Origin of the sequence: Aliarcobacter lanthieri, assembly GCF_013201625.1 — a bacterium.
Classification (GTDB): Bacteria; Campylobacterota; Campylobacteria; order Campylobacterales; family Arcobacteraceae; genus Aliarcobacter; species Aliarcobacter lanthieri.
Window position 1 is genome coordinate 1,264,444 of record NZ_CP053839.1, and the last position, 17,933, is coordinate 1,282,376.

At 27.3% G+C, this 17,933-nt stretch carries 16 protein-coding genes; 15 read left to right on the forward strand and 1 reads right to left on the reverse strand.

Annotation, left to right across the window (positions count from 1 at the left end; all coding sequences use genetic code 11):
* Window positions 1-57 precede the first annotated feature (57 nt).
* A complete protein-coding gene (locus ALANTH_RS06415) occupies window positions 58-210 on the reverse strand; it encodes a hypothetical protein (RefSeq protein ID WP_162830428.1) in 153 nt (50 codons plus the stop codon).
* A 104-nt stretch (window positions 211-314) separates the two neighbouring features.
* Here ALANTH_RS06415 and hpf point away from each other — a divergent pair, with 104 nt between their 5' ends.
* The 15 genes from hpf to ALANTH_RS06490 all read left to right on the forward strand — a co-directional run bounded on the left by hpf (window position 315) and on the right by ALANTH_RS06490 (window position 17,848).
* Window positions 315-857 carry a ribosome hibernation-promoting factor, HPF/YfiA family gene (gene hpf, locus ALANTH_RS06420; protein WP_026804389.1) on the forward strand — a complete coding sequence of 181 codons (543 nt, stop codon included), beginning with the start codon at window positions 315-317 and terminating at the stop codon, window positions 855-857.
* Between the two features lie 85 nt (window positions 858-942).
* Complete coding sequence (der, locus tag ALANTH_RS06425) at window positions 943-2,397, forward strand: ribosome biogenesis GTPase Der (protein ID WP_026807810.1); 1,455 nt, start codon at window positions 943-945, stop codon at window positions 2,395-2,397.
* 29 nt (window positions 2,398-2,426) lie between these two features.
* The gene (locus tag ALANTH_RS06430; RefSeq protein WP_026804391.1) at window positions 2,427-3,992 is read left to right on the forward strand and encodes a SulP family inorganic anion transporter; all 1,566 of its coding nucleotides are present in this window, start codon (window positions 2,427-2,429) and stop codon (window positions 3,990-3,992) included.
* A complete protein-coding gene (locus ALANTH_RS06435; protein WP_026807811.1) occupies window positions 3,993-4,622 on the forward strand; it encodes a uroporphyrinogen-III synthase in 630 nt (209 codons plus the stop codon).
* Window positions 4,623-4,854: 232 nt separating this feature from the next.
* Entirely contained in the window at window positions 4,855-6,126 is a 1,272-nt protein-coding gene (gene purD / locus ALANTH_RS06440; RefSeq protein ID WP_026807812.1) for a phosphoribosylamine--glycine ligase, read from the forward strand.
* A gap of 2 nt (window positions 6,127-6,128) precedes the next feature.
* Window positions 6,129-6,563, forward strand: a complete 435-nt coding sequence (locus ALANTH_RS06445; protein ID WP_026807813.1) for an RDD family protein — start codon at window positions 6,129-6,131, stop codon at window positions 6,561-6,563.
* Entirely contained in the window at window positions 6,556-8,718 is a 2,163-nt protein-coding gene (locus tag ALANTH_RS06450; protein ID WP_026807814.1) for an LPS-assembly protein LptD, read from the forward strand. The genes ALANTH_RS06445 and ALANTH_RS06450 overlap by 8 nt, the downstream gene beginning before the upstream one ends.
* Complete coding sequence (locus ALANTH_RS06455; protein ID WP_026807815.1) at window positions 8,705-9,364, forward strand: phosphoribosyltransferase family protein; 660 nt, start codon at window positions 8,705-8,707, stop codon at window positions 9,362-9,364. The genes ALANTH_RS06450 and ALANTH_RS06455 overlap by 14 nt, the downstream gene beginning before the upstream one ends.
* Entirely contained in the window at window positions 9,361-11,508 is a 2,148-nt protein-coding gene (locus tag ALANTH_RS06460) for a polyribonucleotide nucleotidyltransferase (RefSeq protein ID WP_026807816.1), read from the forward strand. Before ALANTH_RS06455 ends, ALANTH_RS06460 begins: the two co-directional genes overlap by 4 nt.
* A gap of 108 nt (window positions 11,509-11,616) precedes the next feature.
* Entirely contained in the window at window positions 11,617-11,985 is a 369-nt protein-coding gene (locus tag ALANTH_RS06465) for a response regulator (protein ID WP_026804398.1), read from the forward strand.
* 17 nt (window positions 11,986-12,002) lie between these two features.
* Window positions 12,003-14,069, forward strand: a complete 2,067-nt coding sequence (locus ALANTH_RS06470; RefSeq protein ID WP_026804399.1) for a chemotaxis protein CheA — start codon at window positions 12,003-12,005, stop codon at window positions 14,067-14,069.
* 8 nt (window positions 14,070-14,077) lie between these two features.
* Window positions 14,078-14,923 carry a CheR family methyltransferase gene (locus ALANTH_RS06475; protein ID WP_026804400.1) on the forward strand — a complete coding sequence of 282 codons (846 nt, stop codon included), beginning with the start codon at window positions 14,078-14,080 and terminating at the stop codon, window positions 14,921-14,923.
* Window positions 14,920-15,594 carry a chemotaxis protein CheD gene (locus ALANTH_RS06480; RefSeq protein WP_026804401.1) on the forward strand — a complete coding sequence of 225 codons (675 nt, stop codon included), beginning with the start codon at window positions 14,920-14,922 and terminating at the stop codon, window positions 15,592-15,594. Before ALANTH_RS06475 ends, ALANTH_RS06480 begins: the two co-directional genes overlap by 4 nt.
* Before the next feature lie 28 nt (window positions 15,595-15,622).
* Entirely contained in the window at window positions 15,623-16,696 is a 1,074-nt protein-coding gene (locus ALANTH_RS06485; protein ID WP_026807817.1) for a protein-glutamate methylesterase/protein-glutamine glutaminase, read from the forward strand.
* Window positions 16,697-17,848: an MFS transporter gene (locus ALANTH_RS06490; protein WP_026804403.1), complete on the forward strand. Its 1,152-nt coding sequence runs from the start codon at window positions 16,697-16,699 to the stop codon at window positions 17,846-17,848.
* Window positions 17,849-17,933 lie beyond the last annotated feature (85 nt).

The window sequence follows — 17,933 nt, forward strand, 5'->3', positions numbered from 1 at the left end:
ATATATACTATATTTTTTAACAATATATTTAATAAAGCTCTTATTTTAAAATAAATCTTAATCAAATCTTTTAAATTTATTATCTTCACTTCCATCTTTTTTTTTATTTTTAAATTTCCACATAGTAATAAAATACTTTATGCTAGAAAAGCTTAAAATCAAAACAATTATAAATAGTACAATATAAACAAAAATCGTAAATATTTCCATTAATTTATCCTTAATACTTTTATAGAAATATTTTACCAAAAATACATCTTACAATAAAAGCAAATTTATGCTAGAATAAATAAATCATTTAAAAGGAGTATGTTATGAATACAAGTATTGTAGGACGACACATTAAATTAACAGATGCAATTAAGGATTATGTAAATAGTTCTATCCAAACGTTTGAAAAATATAATTTAGATATTATTTCTGTTACTTCTACTATCTCTGCAGATGATAAACAAGGTAAAAAATCGTTTACATTTGAGTTCACTTTAAATATTGCAAATATTGATACAGTTGTTGTAAGTCAAAAAGATAAAGATTTATATGCTGCTATTGATATTGCAGTTGATAGAGTTTCTAAAGTTTTAAGAAGACATCATGATAAAATAGCAGCTCATAAAGCTACTAAACTGAGTGAAATTGTAATAAATGAAGCTGAAGATAAAATTGCAAAAGAACTTGAAAAATTTGAAGATGAGATAATACCAGTAAGACTTACTTCTTATAAACCAATAGATATTGAAGAAGCACTTGTTGATCTTAAAAATTCAACTGCAAAATTCAAAGTTTTCTATGATAAAGATGACAATATGAGAGTATTGTATAAAACTTCAGTTGAAGGCAAATTTGGGCTATACTAATGTATAACTTGAAAAAACTCAAGGTATTAGCATTTTTTTGCTAATACCTTTTTTTGATTTATAAAAAAATAGGATTTAAAGATTTATGAATAAACTAAAAAAAATAGCATTAATTGGGCAACCAAATGTTGGGAAATCATCACTTTTTAATAGACTTTCGAATAAAAGGATTGCTATTGTTTCAGATATTGCAGGAACAACAAGAGATGTTAGAAAAAATGAAATAGAAATTCTTGATAGAAGTGCATTATTACTTGATACAGGTGGTATTGATGAAACAAATGATGCAATATTTTCAAATGTTAAAAGAAAAGCAATAACAACTGCAAAAGATGCTGATATTGTACTATTTTTAGTAGATGGTAAAAATATACCTGATGACAAAGATAAAGAATTATTTTATGAACTTCAAAGATTAGGAAAAGAGTTAGCTTTGGTTGTAAATAAAATAGATAATGATAAAGAGTTAGAAAGATTATGGGAATTTTTTGAATTTGGGATAGATGAACAAAATCTTTTTGGAATATCTGTTTCTCATAACCGTGGTACAAAATCATTAATAGAATGGATATATAATCATTTACCAGAAAATCCAGAAACAATAGCAAGACTTGAAGAAGAACAAAGAAGAAAAGAACTTGAAGATGAATTTGGATATATAGATGATGAAGATGATTTTTCAACAGAAATTTTAGAAGAAATAGAAGATGAAAAAATAATAGATGATAGTTTAGTAAATGTTGCTATTATAGGTCGTGTAAATGTTGGAAAGTCATCTATTCTAAATGCTTTATTAGGAGAAGAAAGATCTGTTGTTTCTGATGTTGCAGGAACAACAATAGACCCAGTTGATGAAACTTATGAATATAAAGATAAAAAAATTACATTTGTTGATACAGCAGGTTTAAGAAGAAGAGGAAGTATTGAAGGAATAGAAAAATTTGCTTTAATGAGAACTAAAGAGATGCTTGAACGTGCAAACGTTGCTTTAGTTGTGCTTGATGCATCAAGAGAACTCACAGATTTAGATGAAAAAATAGCAGGGCTTGTAGATGAATATGGATTAGGAACTATAATAGTACTAAACAAATGGGATGAAAATATGGATACCTTCCAAAAAATAGAAGAAGAGATAAGAAGAAGATTTAGATTCTTGTCTTATGCACCAATTATTGCAGTTTCAGCAAAGACAGGAAGAAGTATAGAAAGATTAAAAGATAAAATAGTAGAAATTTTTGAAAACTATACTCAAAGAATCCCAACTTCACAACTAAATAAAGTTATAGAAGAAGCTGTTATAAGACACTCTCTTCCAAGTCCAAATGGAGCATATTTAAGAATATATTATGCTACACAGTTTAGTTCACGCCCTCCAAGGGTTGCACTTGTTATGAATAAACCACAACTTTTACACTACTCATATAAAAGATATTTAGTAAACTTTTTAAGAGACCAATTTAATTTTGAAGGAACACCAATTCATATAATTGCTAGAGGCAAAAATGATAGAATAGGTGATGAAGAGTATTTAGAAAGGTAATTTACTTTAACATAGGGAGAAAAATATTCTTGAATAAAGTTAGAATTAAGAATGATATTTTAGCTGGAATAACTGTTGCTGTTGTTGCACTACCATTAGCTTTAGCTTTTGGTGTTGTAAGTGGGGCAGGAGCAAGTGCTGGTCTTTGGGGTGCTATTATATTAGGTTTTTTTGCTGCTCTTTTAGGAGGTGTACCTGTTCAAGTATCAGGTCCAACTGGTCCAATGACAGTAGTATTTGCAGCTGTTGTTCTATCATTTCCAAATGATTTTTCTTCTGTTATGATGGTTGTACTTTGTGCTGGTATTATACAAATAATTTTTGGTATAGTTGATTTAGGTAAATGGGTAAAATACATTCCATATCCTATTATATCTGGATTTATGTGTGGAATTGGTGTTATTATAATAATATTACAGATAAATCCATTTTTAGGTGCAGAATCTAGTAGCTCAATAATATATATTTTAACTAATTTTTTAGATACTTTAAATAATATAAATTATCAAGCTTTTAGCATAGGCATTATGACTATTGCAATAGTTTTTTTTACTCCTAAAAAAATATCTAAAATAGTACCAGCTCCACTAATAGCATTATTTCTAGTAACAACAATATCTATTTTATTTAACTTTGAAGTTTTAACTATTGGGGAAATTCCACAAAGTTTTCCAGATTTTAATTTACCTTTTACATTTGATATTTATAGATTAAATGAAATATTAACTTTTGCTATAACTTTAGCTGTTTTAGGTTCTATTGATACACAATTAACTTCAGTTTTAGTAGATTCAAGAATGAGAATAAAACATAACTCTAAAAAGGAGTTAATTGGACAAGGAGTTGGAAATACTCTTTGTTCTTTATTCGGTGCAATTCCAGGTAGTAGTGCTACTATGAGAACAGTTGTAAATATGAATAATGGTGGAACAACAAATCTATCTGGAATGGTACATGCAATTACACTTTTATTAATAGTACTAATATTAGCACCTCTTGCTTCTAAAATACCATTAGCGTTACTTGCTGGAATTTTGTTTAAAGTTGGACTTGATATTCTTGATTATAGGTTTTTAAAAGTTATTACTAAAGTATCAAAACAAGATTTAATTATAATGTTTACTGTATTTTTCTTAACAGTTTTTGTAGATTTAATAATGGCTGTTGGAGTAGGAATTACTATATCATCTGTATTAGCAGTTTATCAAATGTCAAGAAGTACACAAATGAAAACCAGATCTTCAAAAGTATCTATTGAAGATCATAATAAACACTTTGATATAAATATAGTAAAAGTAAAAGGTTCTTTATTTTTTGGTACAGCTTATAGTTTAGATAATACATTAGATAGATTAAAAGATCATTCCATAGTTATTCTTGATTGTAAAAATATTCATATTCTTGACATATCTGCTATTTTTAAACTTGAAGAAATTATTCAAAAATTTAAAGAAAAAGATATTGAACTTATTTTAATTTTAAAATACAGACATAAAAAAAGAGTTATAAATATTGATAAATCTAATTTATTTAAATCAACTAAAATATATAGTAGTCTTGATGATGCAATAAATTATATAAAAAAGATAAATTAAATGAAAAAAATATATTTATTAAATGATCAGAAATTTGAAAATATTGAGAATTTAGAAGTTTTTGAAATAGAATATCTCAAATTCGATATAGATATAAAACAATATAATGCTTTAGTTTTTACTTCAAAAAATGCAATTTTATCATTAAATAAAAATACTCAAGATTGGATAGATATTCCTTCTTATGTAATTGCACAAAAAACAGCAGATATTGCTAAAAAGTTTAATGCAAATATTTCCTTTATCGGAAATAGTGGTCATGGAAATGATTTTGCTTATGAGTTAATACCTTATTTAAAGAATAAAAAAGTTTTATATATAAAAGCTTTAAAAACAGTATCTAATTTACCAAATATTTTAAGAGAAAATAGTATAAATATAGATGAAATTGTAGCATATAAAACAACTTGCAATAAAAAAGAACCTATTATTTTAGAAGAAAATTCAACAATTATTTTTACATCTCCTTCAAGTGTAGAATGTTTTTTTAAAAAATATAGTTGGCATAGTAGTTTTAAAGCTATTGTTATTGGTAAAACAACAGCTTTATATCTTCCAAAGAATATAGATTATCAAATAAGTGTATCAACAAGTGTTGAAGAGTGTGTAAAGCTAGCACTAAAAAGTTAACTTAAACTCTGTTTTAAACTTTTTTTGATAAAATCTTAACTTCTAAGTAGTTCGGGATTTCCATTACTTGCGGGTCCGATAATATAACTTTTATACAAATTGTAGTCGTATAGTGTGTAGCAATTCATTATGTTTTTGCTCCTAAAGTATGCTCTTTGTATTACAACTGGCTTTTAGGGCCATCTTTATGGTTAACGACTACTTGGGTTTATAATTAAAAAAAGGAAAAATCGTGAATATATTAATACTTGGAAGTGGAGCAAGAGAATACTCAATAGGTTTAGCTTTACATAAAGAGAAATCTCATAAACTATTTTTTATGCCTGGAAATGGTGCAACTTCAAGCTTAGGAACAAATATTAATATAAATGATTATGATAAATTAGCAGTTTTTGCTAAGGATAATAATATTAATCTAACTATAGTAGGGCCAGAAGCTCCTTTAGTAGATGGTGTTGTTGATATATTTAGAAAAAATAATCTTGTAATTTTCGGACCTACTAAAGAGGCTGCAAAATTAGAAGGTTCTAAAGCTTATATGAAAAATATTTTAAAAAAATATAATATACCAACAGCAGCATTTATAGAAACATCAAGTAAAAATGAAGCTAATAGTTTTATAGACAGTATGAACTCAACTCCTATTGTTGTAAAAGCTGATGGACTTTGTGCAGGAAAAGGTGTAATTATTGCTCAAAGTAAAGATGAGGCAAAAAAAGCAGTAAGTGATATGTTAGATGGAACTTCTTTTGGAGAAGCTGGAGAAACTGTTATAGTTGAAGAATTTTTAGATGGTTATGAATTATCAGTTTTTGCAATTTGTGATGGAGAAAATTACAAAGTTTTACCAGCAGCTCAAGATCATAAAAGAGTAGGAGATGGAGATACTGGACCAAATACTGGAGGAATGGGTGCTTATGCTCCAACTCCTTTAGTAAATAATGATATTTATAAAAAAATCGAAGAGAGAGTAATCAAGCCGACTTTAAAAGGTATGCAACAAGAAAATGCTCCTTATGAAGGTGTTTTATTTATAGGAGTTATGGTTGTAAATGGTGAACCAATAGTTTTAGAATATAATGTGAGATTTGGAGATCCTGAATGTGAAATATTAATGCCACTTTTAGAATCAAAAGCTTCTGAATTATTTTATTATGGAGCAACAAAACAACTTGATAAACTAGATATCAAAATAAAAAATGAGTTCTGTGTTGGCGTTGTAATGGCCAGTGCAAACTATCCATATAGTTCATCTGCACCAGCTATTATTACTATTGACAATATTATAGATGAAGAATTATTGAATAATTCTCATATATCTTTTGCTGGAGTTGAAGAAAAAGATGGAAAACTTTTAGCAACAGGAGGAAGAGTTTTAGTTTGTGTTGGAACTGGAAAATCAATAAAAGAAGCTCGAGATAGAGCATATATGTTATCTTCAGAAGTTCATTTTGATGGTAAAAAATTTAGATCTGATATAGCATATCAAGCTTTAAAGAATTAAATATGCAAGAAAACAATCAAAATCTTCAACTAGCTTCAATGCGTTCAAGAGCATTTGCTTTTGTAATAGATGATCTCATTGTAAGTTTTTTAATAATGTTTGTTTATTGGGATAGTATTATTTCTATAATGGATGATAATGAAGCTATGTTAAGCTTTATGCAAAATATTTTAGTTCCATTAATGATATTAAAAGTTATATATCATACATTTTTTGTTTGGTATTATGGAGCTACTATTGGAAAAAGAGTCACAAAGATAAGAGTTATAGATGCTAATCAATGGGGAAGAGTTACAATTTTCCAATCATTCTTAAGAGCTGTGGGAAGAGTTTTATCTGAACTATTTTATTATATAGGTTTTATAATAGGATTTTTTAATAATGGAAGAAGAACTTTTCATGATTTCACAGGTAATACGTTGGTAGTAAATGCGTAAAATAGTAGCTTCTCTAGTTATAGCTTCAGTTTTTTTTGAAGTAAGTTTAAGTGCACAAGAACTAAATAATGAAAAATTAAAGTTAGTTGCAAAAAATGTTGATTCAAAAGACAATATAATTACTGCTATTGGAAATGTTGTAGCATATTCTCCAACTTATTATTTAAGTGCAGATAAGCTTGTTTATAATAAAGAAAAAGAGATTATAGAACTTTTTGATAATGTTTTAATTATAAAAGAAAATAGAGTACAAACACAAAGTAATTACGCATATATGGACTTGAATAATGAAATTATAAATCAAGATCCAGTATTTTTATTTGATACACCTTCAAATATTTGGACAAATGCAAAAGAAGCTAATAAAAATAAAGAAATAATCAATATGGATGGTTCTATTATATCATCTTGTGATTGTGTTGATCCAATTTGGAGTATTAGAACTTCAAGTGCAGATTATGATACAGAAAACATGTGGATAAATGCTTATAATCCTAGACTTTATGTTAAAAATATTCCTATTTTTTATCTTCCATATTTTGGATTTCCTACAGATACGACTAGAAGAACAGGTCTATTACTCCCAACTTTAGGTTATTCAAGCAATGAAGGTTTTTTGTATTCTCAACCTATATTTATAGCACCAGCTGATAATTATGATATAGAATTAATTCCTCAAATTAGAGCATTAAGAGGATATGGAAGTTATGCAAATTTTAGATATGCAGACTCACCTAATTCTATGCTTAAAATTAAAACAGGTTATTTTAAAGAAAAAAAGAATTATAGAGAAAAAGAAAATCTTGAAAATAGTGAGCATTTTGGTTTAGATTTAGATTATGAAAGAAGAAAGATTTTTGCAAGTACAAGAAACCATGAAGATGGAATTTTTACATCAATTAGACTTTTAAATGATATTGAATATGTAACATTAAGAGATGGAGATACTGATTTACTAGGTACAGACAAAAAAGTTGAATCAAAATTTAATTATTTCTATAATACTCCAAATTATTACGCTGGTGCTTATGCTAAATATTATAAAGATGCTTCTCAAAAATCAAATAGTGAAACTCTACAAGAAATACCACAACTTCATTTTCACTCTTATAATAAAGAGCTATTTTTAGAAAACTTTTTATATTCACTTGATTCTAAATATTATAATTTTACACGAGAAAAAGGTCTAAATGCAGAAATTTATGAACTTAGTGTTCCTCTGAGCTATAGTAAAAATATTTTAGATGACTATTTATATATTGGTGTTGAAAATAAAACAACATTAAATCAATATAATTATTCTAATTCTATAAATAATTTAGATTATAAAGATGGTACTTTAATACAAAATATAACTTCTTTTAAAATTGGAAGTGATTTAATAAAACCATATAAAGACTATATTCATACTATTAATTTAGATGCAAGTTATGATATTCCAAAAAATTTAAAAAAAGATGGGGATTTATATGGTATTACTATAGATAAGGATCAATCTTTAAAATATAATGAATTATCAGCATTTCCAACAATTCAAGATAATAAAACTATAAATTTGACTTTAAACCAATCAATTTATGATAGAGATAGTTTACAACAGTTTATTAATCACAGAATGAAACAATCAATAATTTACGATAGTTTAGATGATCCTAAATTTCAAGATTATGAAAATTTTGTAAAAGTTAATCATGACTTTGGATCTATTTCTGGAAAAGTTATTTATAATATGGATGATAATGAAATTGTTGAAACAAGTATAGACAATAGTTTTAATTATGAAAAATTTACTTTAAGTGCTGGATATTATAAAACAAAAAAAACTAACAATGAATTTAATAATAGAGATAATCTAGAATCTTATAGAGTAAGTACTTCATATAAAATATCAAAAGATTATTCTATTGGTTACTATGAAAACTATAACTTAGAAGAAAAATTAAGAAATAAACAAGGAATAACTCTAAATATAGATGATAGTTGTTGGAATTTAGACTTAAAATTAGAAAAAGAGATTACTCCTAGAAGTAGTTATAAAAGTGGTGGAACAAAATATGATAGCCATGAACAAACTATAGTTTATGCAGTTTTAACGTTAAAACCAGTAGGTGGAATAAGACAAAAATATAAAGTTGCAGATAATGAATCAAGATAAGATTTTCTTTAAAAATAGAGAAGAAGCTGCATTACAACTACTTGATGTTTTACCAGTTGATAGTATGAAATTAGAAGAATGGATAGTTATAGGTTGTTCTTATGGTGGTTATGAAATGGCTAAAATTATAGCAGAAGCTTTAAATGCAGATTTTGATATTATGTTCAGTCAAAAAATATTTGCACCAAACAATGAAGATTGTGAAATAGCAGTAGTTACTGAACTTGAAGAAGTATTAATCCATGAAGAATTAGTAAAAGCTTTTGATATAAATTTAGATGCAATTTATTCACAGTCAAAAGAAATATATGATAATAATATTAAAATATTAGCAAATAGATTTAGAAAGGGTGAGAAATTCCAAAACTTACTTGGAAAAAATGTTTTAATTATTGATGAAGATATTAATGTTGGCCTAGTAATGATGGCTTGTATAAAAACAATTATTAATCAAAAGGTAAAATCTTTAAGTGTTGCAACTCCAATTTTATCAACAGCTAGCATAGCTACAGTTGATAGGATTACTGATGATTTATACTATATAAAAAAACTTGATCACTATATAGAATCTAATTACTATTATGATAATTTAGAAGAATTAACTTTTGAAGATATTGAAAGAATTAAAAATGAAGGAAAAAAATGACAATAGCATGCGAATTTGAATTAAATGGTAAAAAAGAAATTTTTGAGTTTAATAAAGTAGCCAAACAAGCGAATGGTTCAGCTTTATTAAAAGTAGGGGATGCAGTGGTTTTAGCAACTGTTGCTTGTGAATTTGACAATCCTGTAAGTGAAGATTTTACACCATTAACAGTTCAATATATTGAAAAAACTTATGCAGCAGCAAAATTACCTGGAGGATTTGTAAAAAGAGAAGGAAAACCTAATGATTTTGAAACTTTAACTTCGAGAGTTATTGATAGAAGTTTAAGACCACTTTTTCCAAAAGGATTTGTATATCCAACAACAATAACTGTTATGGTTTTAAGTGCAGATAAGAATGTTGATTTACAAACACTATCTTTAAATGCTGCAAATGCTGCATTATATACTTCAAATTTACCTATTAAAAAATCTGTTTGTGGGGTAAGAATAGGTAAAATAAACAATAAACTCATAGTAAATCCAACACAAGAAGAATTGAATAATTCTACTTTAGATTTATATGTTGCTGGTTCAAAAGATGAACTATTGATGATAGAAATGAAAAGTATTTCATCAATAGAAGAAAAAATACATAAAACAAATGAAATAGTTGAAGATAATTTAGTTGATGCTATATCTTTTGCTCAAGATGCTTTAAAAGAAGCAAATATTACTTATGAAAATGGTTTTGAAAAGGCTTGTAAAGAAAAAGCTCAAATTGAACTTGTAGAGTTTACTATTGATGAAAAAATTATATCTTATGTAAGAGATAATTTTTCAAATGAGATTAAAGAAGCTATCAAAAAACTAGCAAAAAGTGAAAGAGCAATTCAATTAAAAGATGTTGCTAAAATGATTTCAAAAAATGAGTATTGTATTTTAAATGAAATAGAGTTTAATACAATTTATGAAGCAGTAAGCATTGTAAAAAAAGAAATTGTAAGAACTATGATTGTAAAAGATAGAGTAAGAGCTGATGGAAGAGGTCTTAAAGATGTTAGACCAATATCTATTGAAACTAATATTTTACCTTCAACTCACTCATCTTGTTTATTTACAAGAGGAGAAACTCAAGCACTTGTTATTGGTACATTAGCTGGTGCTAAAGATGGTCAAATGTATGAAGTACTAACAGATAAATCAACTTCTATGGAAAACTTTATGGTACATTATAACTTTCCAGGATTTTCTGTTGGAGAAGCAAAACCAATTTTTGGTGTAGGAAGAAGAGAACTAGGACATGGGAATTTAGCTAAAAAAGCTTTAGAATCAACAATAAACAAAAATTTCAATGATACAATAAGAATTGTATCTGAAATTTTAGAATCAAATGGTTCTTCTTCTATGGCAACTGTTTGTGGAGGTTCATTAGCACTTAAAGCAGCTAGAGTTCCAATTTCAGATCTTGTTGCAGGAGTTGCTATGGGAATGGTTGTTGAAGACTCTAACTATGCAGTATTAACAGATATTATGGGATTAGAAGATCATGATGGAGATATGGATTTTAAAGTTGCTGGAACAAAAAATGGGATTACAGCTTTACAAATGGATATAAAACTTGGTGGAATAGAGCTTAAAGTTTTAAAAGAAGCTTTACTTCAAGCAAAAGAAGGAAGAGAACATATTCTAGCTATAATGGAAGAAGCTTCAAAAGATATTGTATCAAGTAAGGCTTTACCTAAAGTAGAAGAATTTTCAATTGATTCATCAAAAATGATGGTAGTTATAGGAAAAGGTGGAGCAACTATAAAAGAAATCATTGAAAAATATTCTGTAAGTATTGATTTAGATAGAGATAATGGTATTGTAAAAGTAAGTGGTGAAAATGAGCAAAAAATCAATGATGCTTGTGAATTTATAAAAAATCTTGTTAATAATTCAAACTCTTCTAAATCTCAATCTAAAAATATAGATTTTGAAAAACTTTATAGTGTAGATGAAGTTGTTTCAGGAAGAGTTGAAAGAGTTGTTGATTTTGGAGCATTTATTCTTTTATCAAAAGGTGGAGAAGGATTATTACATATTTCTAAAATATCTGATAAAAGGGTTGAAAAAGCAAGTGATGTTTTAAGTATTGGTCAAGAAATAGAAATAAAAGTTCTAAAAGTTCAAAAAGATAGAATAGAACTTGGAATGAATTAAACAATAGTCCTATATTGTAAGCTATCGTAAAGAAATATAATTTTAAATTAATAATTCTTATGATAGGATAGTAAAAATTTAAATTGTAAGAAATCTAAGGGGTTTTATATGGCTAAGCTTTTAATAGTAGATGACTCAACTATGCTAAGAGATATGTTAAACTATGCTTTAAATGAGGGTGGTTATACAGATGTTATTGAAGCTGTAGATGGTGTAGATGGTCTAGCTAAAGCAAAAACTACAAATTTTGATCTAGTAATTACAGATGTTAATATGCCAAATATGGATGGATTAACTCTAATTGGGGAGCTTAGAAAAATTCCTCATTACTCTAAAATACCAATTTTAGTTCTTACAACAGAACGAAGTGATGAGATGAAGGCAAAAGGTAAAATAGCTGGTGCAACAGGATGGATTGTTAAACCATTTGTTCCTGATCAGTTATTAAAAGCCGTAAATATAGTATTAAGTAGATAAAATAGGGGGAACTTGATATGTCATTTGATATTTCTAAATATAGAGAGATGTTTTTAGAAGAAGCTGTAGAGCTTTTTGAGTCTGCAGATAATGTTTTATTAGAAGCTGAAAACAATGGTACACTAACAGATGATGAAATGGGGCAATTATTCCGTGATGTTCATACATTAAAAGGTAGTGGAGCCTCTGTTGAATTGTCATATTTTGCAGAATTCACTCATGATGTTGAAAATCTAATGGATAAACTTAGAAGTCATAAAATTGAGTATATCCCAGAAATGGCCGAAACGCTTATTGATGGTTTGGATGTTATGAAAGAAATTCTAGAACTTGAAGTTGCTGAACAAATGACTAGAGAAAAATTCACTGAAATGACAACTTCTTTATTAGAAGAGATTAGAGCCTATTCAAATGGTGGAACAGTAGTAAAAAGTGAACAACCAGTAGAAGTAAAAAAAGAGCAAGCAGTAAAATCTGAAGTAGTAGATAATTCACAAAAAGAGAGTTTTGGCTTTTTCAGTGATGATTTAAATAATCAAAGAGATAGAAAAGATCAGCCTTTTGGTATTTTTGCTGATGATGAGATAGATGATAAAAACTTTGGATTTTATGATGATGATTTAGAAACAAAATCTAATAATACTGATGATAGTAAATTTAAAATTGATGAAAGTAAAGATAATTTTGGTTTCTTTGATGATATGCCAAAAATAACTCCTGATGCAATAATGAAAACAAATGATATAGAAGATAATAATAAAAATGCTAAAGTAGAAAAATCTATTGATGGCAGTAAACAAACTCCTACATCTACAACAAGAAGAGTTAAAAATAATAATGAAGATGAATCTAAAAAATCTATTTCAAATAATAATAACAGTATTAGAGTAAATTTAGATAAAATTGATTTATTAATGACTAATGTAGGTGATTTAGTTATAACAAATGCAATGCTTACTCAATTCTCATCAACTATTGAAGATACAAAAACAAGAGGTCCTGTTTTAGAAAGACTTGAACTTTTAGAAAGACATATTAGAGATATGCAAGATAGTATTATGAGTATTAGAATGGTACCTATGGATTCAATCTATTCTAAATTTCCAAAAGTTGTAAGAGATATCTCTAAAAAGCTTGGTAAAAAAGTAGAATTTAAACACTATGGTGATAATGTTGAAATTGATAAAGCTATGATTGAGGGATTAACTGATCCTTTAATGCATATTATTAGAAACTCTTTAGACCATGGAATTGAAATGCCAGAGGATAGAATACAGTCTGGTAAAAATGATACTGGAACTATTAGTATTTCTGCAGAACAAGCAAATGGGCAAATGATTATTTCTATAGAAGATGATGGTAAAGGTATTGATAGTGAAAGAGTTGCACAAAAAGCACTAGAAAAAGGCCAAATTGATGAAAATCAATATAACTCAATGTCACATAATGAAAAAGCTCTTTTAGTATTTGGAGCTGGTGTTTCAACAGCAGACCAAATTACTGATATATCAGGTCGTGGAGTAGGAATGGATGTTGTAAAAACAAATATCCATAAACTTGGTGGAGTTATAAAATTAGATACTGAACTTGGGAAAGGTACTGTTATTACAATTATGCTTCCTTTAACTCTTGCAATACTAGATGGACTTGATATTAGAGTTGGAGAACAAAAATATATTTTACCTCTTAGTTCTATTGTTGAATCTTTACAACCGACAGCTGATATGATTAAAAAGATTGGTGATGGAACACAAGATTTATTAATGTTAAGAGAAGAGTTTATTCCTGTAGTTAAACTTCACCAACTATTTGGACTACAAAAAAGTTTTGAAAAATTAGAAGATGGTATGTTAATTGTTGTAAAATCAGGAAATACTAAAGTTGCTTTATCAATTGATGAATTTTTAAATCAACATCAAGTAGTTGTAAAACCTCTTGATAAAAACTTTAGAAGTGTTCAAGGTATTGGAGCTGCAACAGTAAGAGGAGATGGAAGTATCGGATTAATTCTTGATGTTGTTGGAATTATTGATGCCCAAATTAAAATTGAAAAAGATATGAATGCGGCAAAAAGAGCTTCTTAAGAGTCCAAATGCCATACACAACAGAAGATGTTCATAATAAAATAAAAAAACTTCTTTATTCTCTAACAGGAATTACTCTTACAGAGAATAAAGATATTATGATTTCAAATAGAATAGAAAAATTAAGAAGAAATTGTAATTATTATGGTGATATTATGGAATTGCTTGAGTCAATTGAGCAAGGACGAAATGTTACAGAGTTTATAAACTCATTTACAACAAATAAAACACATTTTTTTAGAGAAGATTTTCATTTTATTGATTTAAAAGATAGAGTTTTACCAGAATTAAGTAAAAATGGGCAAAAAATTTCTATTTGGTGTTCAGCTTCATCAACTGGTGAAGAACCATATTCTATTGCTATGACTATTATAGAAGCAAATGAAGAATTAAGTTCAAATATTCAAGCTGCAATAACAGCGACAGATATAGATACAAATGTTTTACAATATGCAGCAGATGGAATATATAGATATTCAAAATCTTCAAAGGAATTTCCTTTTTGGATAAGACCTCAAAAATATTTTAAAAAAAGAGTTCAAAAAAGCCTTACTGGAGATGAAATCTTAATAAAAGTAAAAGATGAGTTAAAAAAGATGATAACTTTCCATATCATGAATTTAAATGATGATAGTTATCCATTTTCAAATAACCAATTTGATGTAATTTTTTGTAGGAATGTTTTAATATATTTTTCTGTTGAAGATCAAAATACAATTTTAAAAAAGCTTTTTAAGTATTTAAAAATAGGTGGAACTCTATACTTAGGTCATTCTGAAAATCCACAAGATCTAATTCATTATGTGAGAAGAGTAGGTCAGAATATCTTTGTAAAAGAGAAAGACCTAATATGATAACTATAGGTAGAAAAGATGGTAATATTGAAAAAATTTCTTCTTCAAAGATAACTCAAAAGACTAAAGGATTCTATACATATACAGTTTTAGGAGGAGAATTTGCTGTTGTATCAGATGATGATGAAATTGCATTAAAAACTCTTTTAGGTTCTTGTGTAGCTTTAATGTTCTATGATAGAAAAAAAAGAATAAAAAGTATGAACCATTTTTTATTACCTGATACTAATGACAGTTCAAATGATATGAAATATGGATTATATTCTGTTGAAGCTATGTTAAATGAAATGTATAAAATGGGTTGTTCAAAATCAGATATTGTTGCAAAAATATCTGGTGGTGCTGATATTATGAATTTAAATCTTAGTAATTCTATAGGTGAAAGAAATGTTAATTTTGCTAAAGAATTTTGTAGAAAAGAGGGGTTTAGAGTAATTTCTGAACATACTAGGGGAGAACATGGAAGATTAATATTACTTGCAAATGATTTTGAAACTTTTATTAAAGTAACTCAAAAATCTGAAACAGATAATAAAATCTTATCAACTGAAAAATCGTTACAAATTGAAATTAGAAAAGCTCCAGTTATTAAAGAATATACAGGTGGAGTTGAACTTTTCGGTAAAGATAAAAATAAATTTGAACAAGAAATGGAAATTGAACTTTTCTAATAATATATTTTATAGGATAAAATAAACTATGTATACTGTATTGATAATTGATGATTCTCCATCAATGAGAAGAATTTTAAAAGATATGATTAACTCTATTGATGAATTTGAAGTTGTAGATGTAGCAAATGATGCCTATGAAGCACGAGAAAAGATAAAAGCTTATGAGCCTGATTTGGTGACAATAGATATTAATATGCCTAAAATGGATGGAGTTACATTCTTAAGAAATCTAATGAGACTTCATCCTATGCCAGCTGTTGTAATTTCAGGTGAGAATGTAAGAGGAAGTGATATCTTTGATGATGGAGCTGTTGGTTTTATTCCAAAACCAGAAAATGGTGAATCTATGAGCTCTTTTAACTCTAGAATAAAAGATAATTTACTTAATTTAACATTTTTATTAAAAAGATATACTATAAAAAAACCATCTCCTCAAAAGAAGGGTTATATTCAAAATCAAAATGTTGAATATAAAGTTCATCCAGATGAAGTAATACCTCTTCGTGCTGCAACTTTTGGTGGACAAAAAGTAATAGCTATTGGATCTTCAACAGGTGGAGTAGAATCTTTATTAAAAGTATTTAGTAAATTACCTTCAGATTTACCACCAATTGTTATAACACAACATATACCTTATGGATTTTCAAACTCTTTTGCACAAAGACTAAATGATTATTCAGAAGTCAATGTTTGCGAGGCAAAAGATGGTATGCTTTTACAAAGAGGTCATGCTTATTTAGCACCAGGAAATATGCATTTAACTATAGAAAAAATTGGAAATGAGCTTTTTACAAAACTTTTAGATGCAAAAAAAGTAAGTCAGCATAAACCAAGTGTTGATGTATTATTTAGATCAGTAAATAATAGTGTAGGGGGTTCTGCTATGGCTGTTATGATGACAGGAATGGGAGATGATGGAACTATAGCTATGAAAGAATTGTTTAATAATGGTGCATATACAATTGCACAAAATGAAGAAAGTTGTGTTGTATTTGGAATGCCAATGAAAGCAATACAAGCAGGAGCAGTAAAAGAAATAGTTCATTTAAATGAAATTTCTGATTATATCATAGCCTTTTCTAGAGGGAAAGTTAGATAATTGAATAAAGATAGAAAATTAAAAATACTAAGCTTAATTAGTTTTGGGCATTTTATAAATGATTCTATGCAATCTATTATGATTGCAGTTTATCCTATGCTAAAAAATGACTTTTCACTTACTTTTGCTCAAATTGGTTTAATAACTTTTGTTTACCAACTTTCAGCATCAATACTACAACCTATGGTTGGCTTATATACGGATAGAAAAGACAAACCTTATTCTATTGCAATTGCTATGTTTTGTACTTTTATAGGATTAGTTTCTTTAGCTTTTGCAACAAACTACTATTGGATACTATTTTCAGCAGTTTTAATAGGTATAGGTTCATCAATTTTCCATCCAGAAGCTTCAAGAATAGCTAGATTATCAGCTTCTAAAGAAAAATACGGATTGGCACAATCTATTTTTCAAATAGGTGGGAATTTTGGAAGTGCGGTAGGTCCTTTAATAGCTGTTTGGCTAATTTTACCAAATGGACAACATACAATATTTTATATATCTTTATTAGCTTTATTTTCTATTCCGATTGCTATTTATATTGGTTCTTGGTATAAAAAATATCACATAAATAATCAAAATAAGAGTACAATTAAAAAATCCAATTTCTCAAAACAAAAAATAGGGCTTATTCTAGGTATTTTACTTATTTTAATATTTTCTAAATTTGTTTATATGTCAGGAATAAGTAATTATTTAATGTTTTATTTAACTCATCAATATCAAATTAGCGAAGAAATGGCTCAATATCATCTTTTCTACTTCTTAATATCTGTTGCTATTGGTACAATAATGGGAGGACCGTTAGGAGATAAATTTGGAAGAAAATCTATAATCTTTGCTTCAATTTTTGGAATAATTCCATTTACTTTAGCTTTACCTTATGTAAATATTGAAACTTCAATTGTATTTTTAGCAATTATTGGATTTATGTTAGCTTCAGCATTCCCAGCTATTATAGTTTATGCGCAAGAACTTATTCCTGGAAAAGTAGGTACTATTTCAGGATTATTCTTTGGAATTGCTTTTGGATTAGCTGGAATTGCTTCAGCTGTTTTGGGATATTTTATAGATATTTATGGTGTTGTAACTATATATAAAGTTTGTTCTTATTTACCAATTCTTGGATTGTTTGCGTTCTTTTTACCTTAAAAACAATTCAAGAATAATATTATATAAAAATATTATTTAGTATTGAAAACTATAATTTTCAAACTGATATTAATATATCTTTTGA

Bases quoted from the DNA above. Each gene is read 5' to 3' on its own strand.
- ALANTH_RS06415 (WP_162830428.1), bottom strand. From the start codon at position 210: ATGGAAATATTTACGATTTTTGTTTATATTGTACTATTTATAATTGTT.
- hpf (WP_026804389.1), top strand. From the start codon at position 315: ATGAATACAAGTATTGTAGGACGACACATTAAATTAACAGATGCAATT.
- der (WP_026807810.1), top strand. From the start codon at position 943: ATGAATAAACTAAAAAAAATAGCATTAATTGGGCAACCAAATGTTGGG.
- ALANTH_RS06435 (WP_026807811.1), top strand. From the start codon at position 3,993: ATGAAAAAAATATATTTATTAAATGATCAGAAATTTGAAAATATTGAG.
- ALANTH_RS06445 (WP_026807813.1), top strand. From the start codon at position 6,129: ATGCAAGAAAACAATCAAAATCTTCAACTAGCTTCAATGCGTTCAAGA.
- ALANTH_RS06450 (WP_026807814.1), top strand. From the start codon at position 6,556: ATGCGTAAAATAGTAGCTTCTCTAGTTATAGCTTCAGTTTTTTTTGAA.
- ALANTH_RS06455 (WP_026807815.1), top strand. From the start codon at position 8,705: ATGAATCAAGATAAGATTTTCTTTAAAAATAGAGAAGAAGCTGCATTA.
- ALANTH_RS06460 (WP_026807816.1), top strand. From the start codon at position 9,361: ATGACAATAGCATGCGAATTTGAATTAAATGGTAAAAAAGAAATTTTT.
- ALANTH_RS06465 (WP_026804398.1), top strand. From the start codon at position 11,617: ATGGCTAAGCTTTTAATAGTAGATGACTCAACTATGCTAAGAGATATG.
- ALANTH_RS06470 (WP_026804399.1), top strand. From the start codon at position 12,003: ATGTCATTTGATATTTCTAAATATAGAGAGATGTTTTTAGAAGAAGCT.
- ALANTH_RS06475 (WP_026804400.1), top strand. From the start codon at position 14,078: ATGCCATACACAACAGAAGATGTTCATAATAAAATAAAAAAACTTCTT.
- ALANTH_RS06480 (WP_026804401.1), top strand. From the start codon at position 14,920: ATGATAACTATAGGTAGAAAAGATGGTAATATTGAAAAAATTTCTTCT.
- ALANTH_RS06485 (WP_026807817.1), top strand. From the start codon at position 15,623: ATGTATACTGTATTGATAATTGATGATTCTCCATCAATGAGAAGAATT.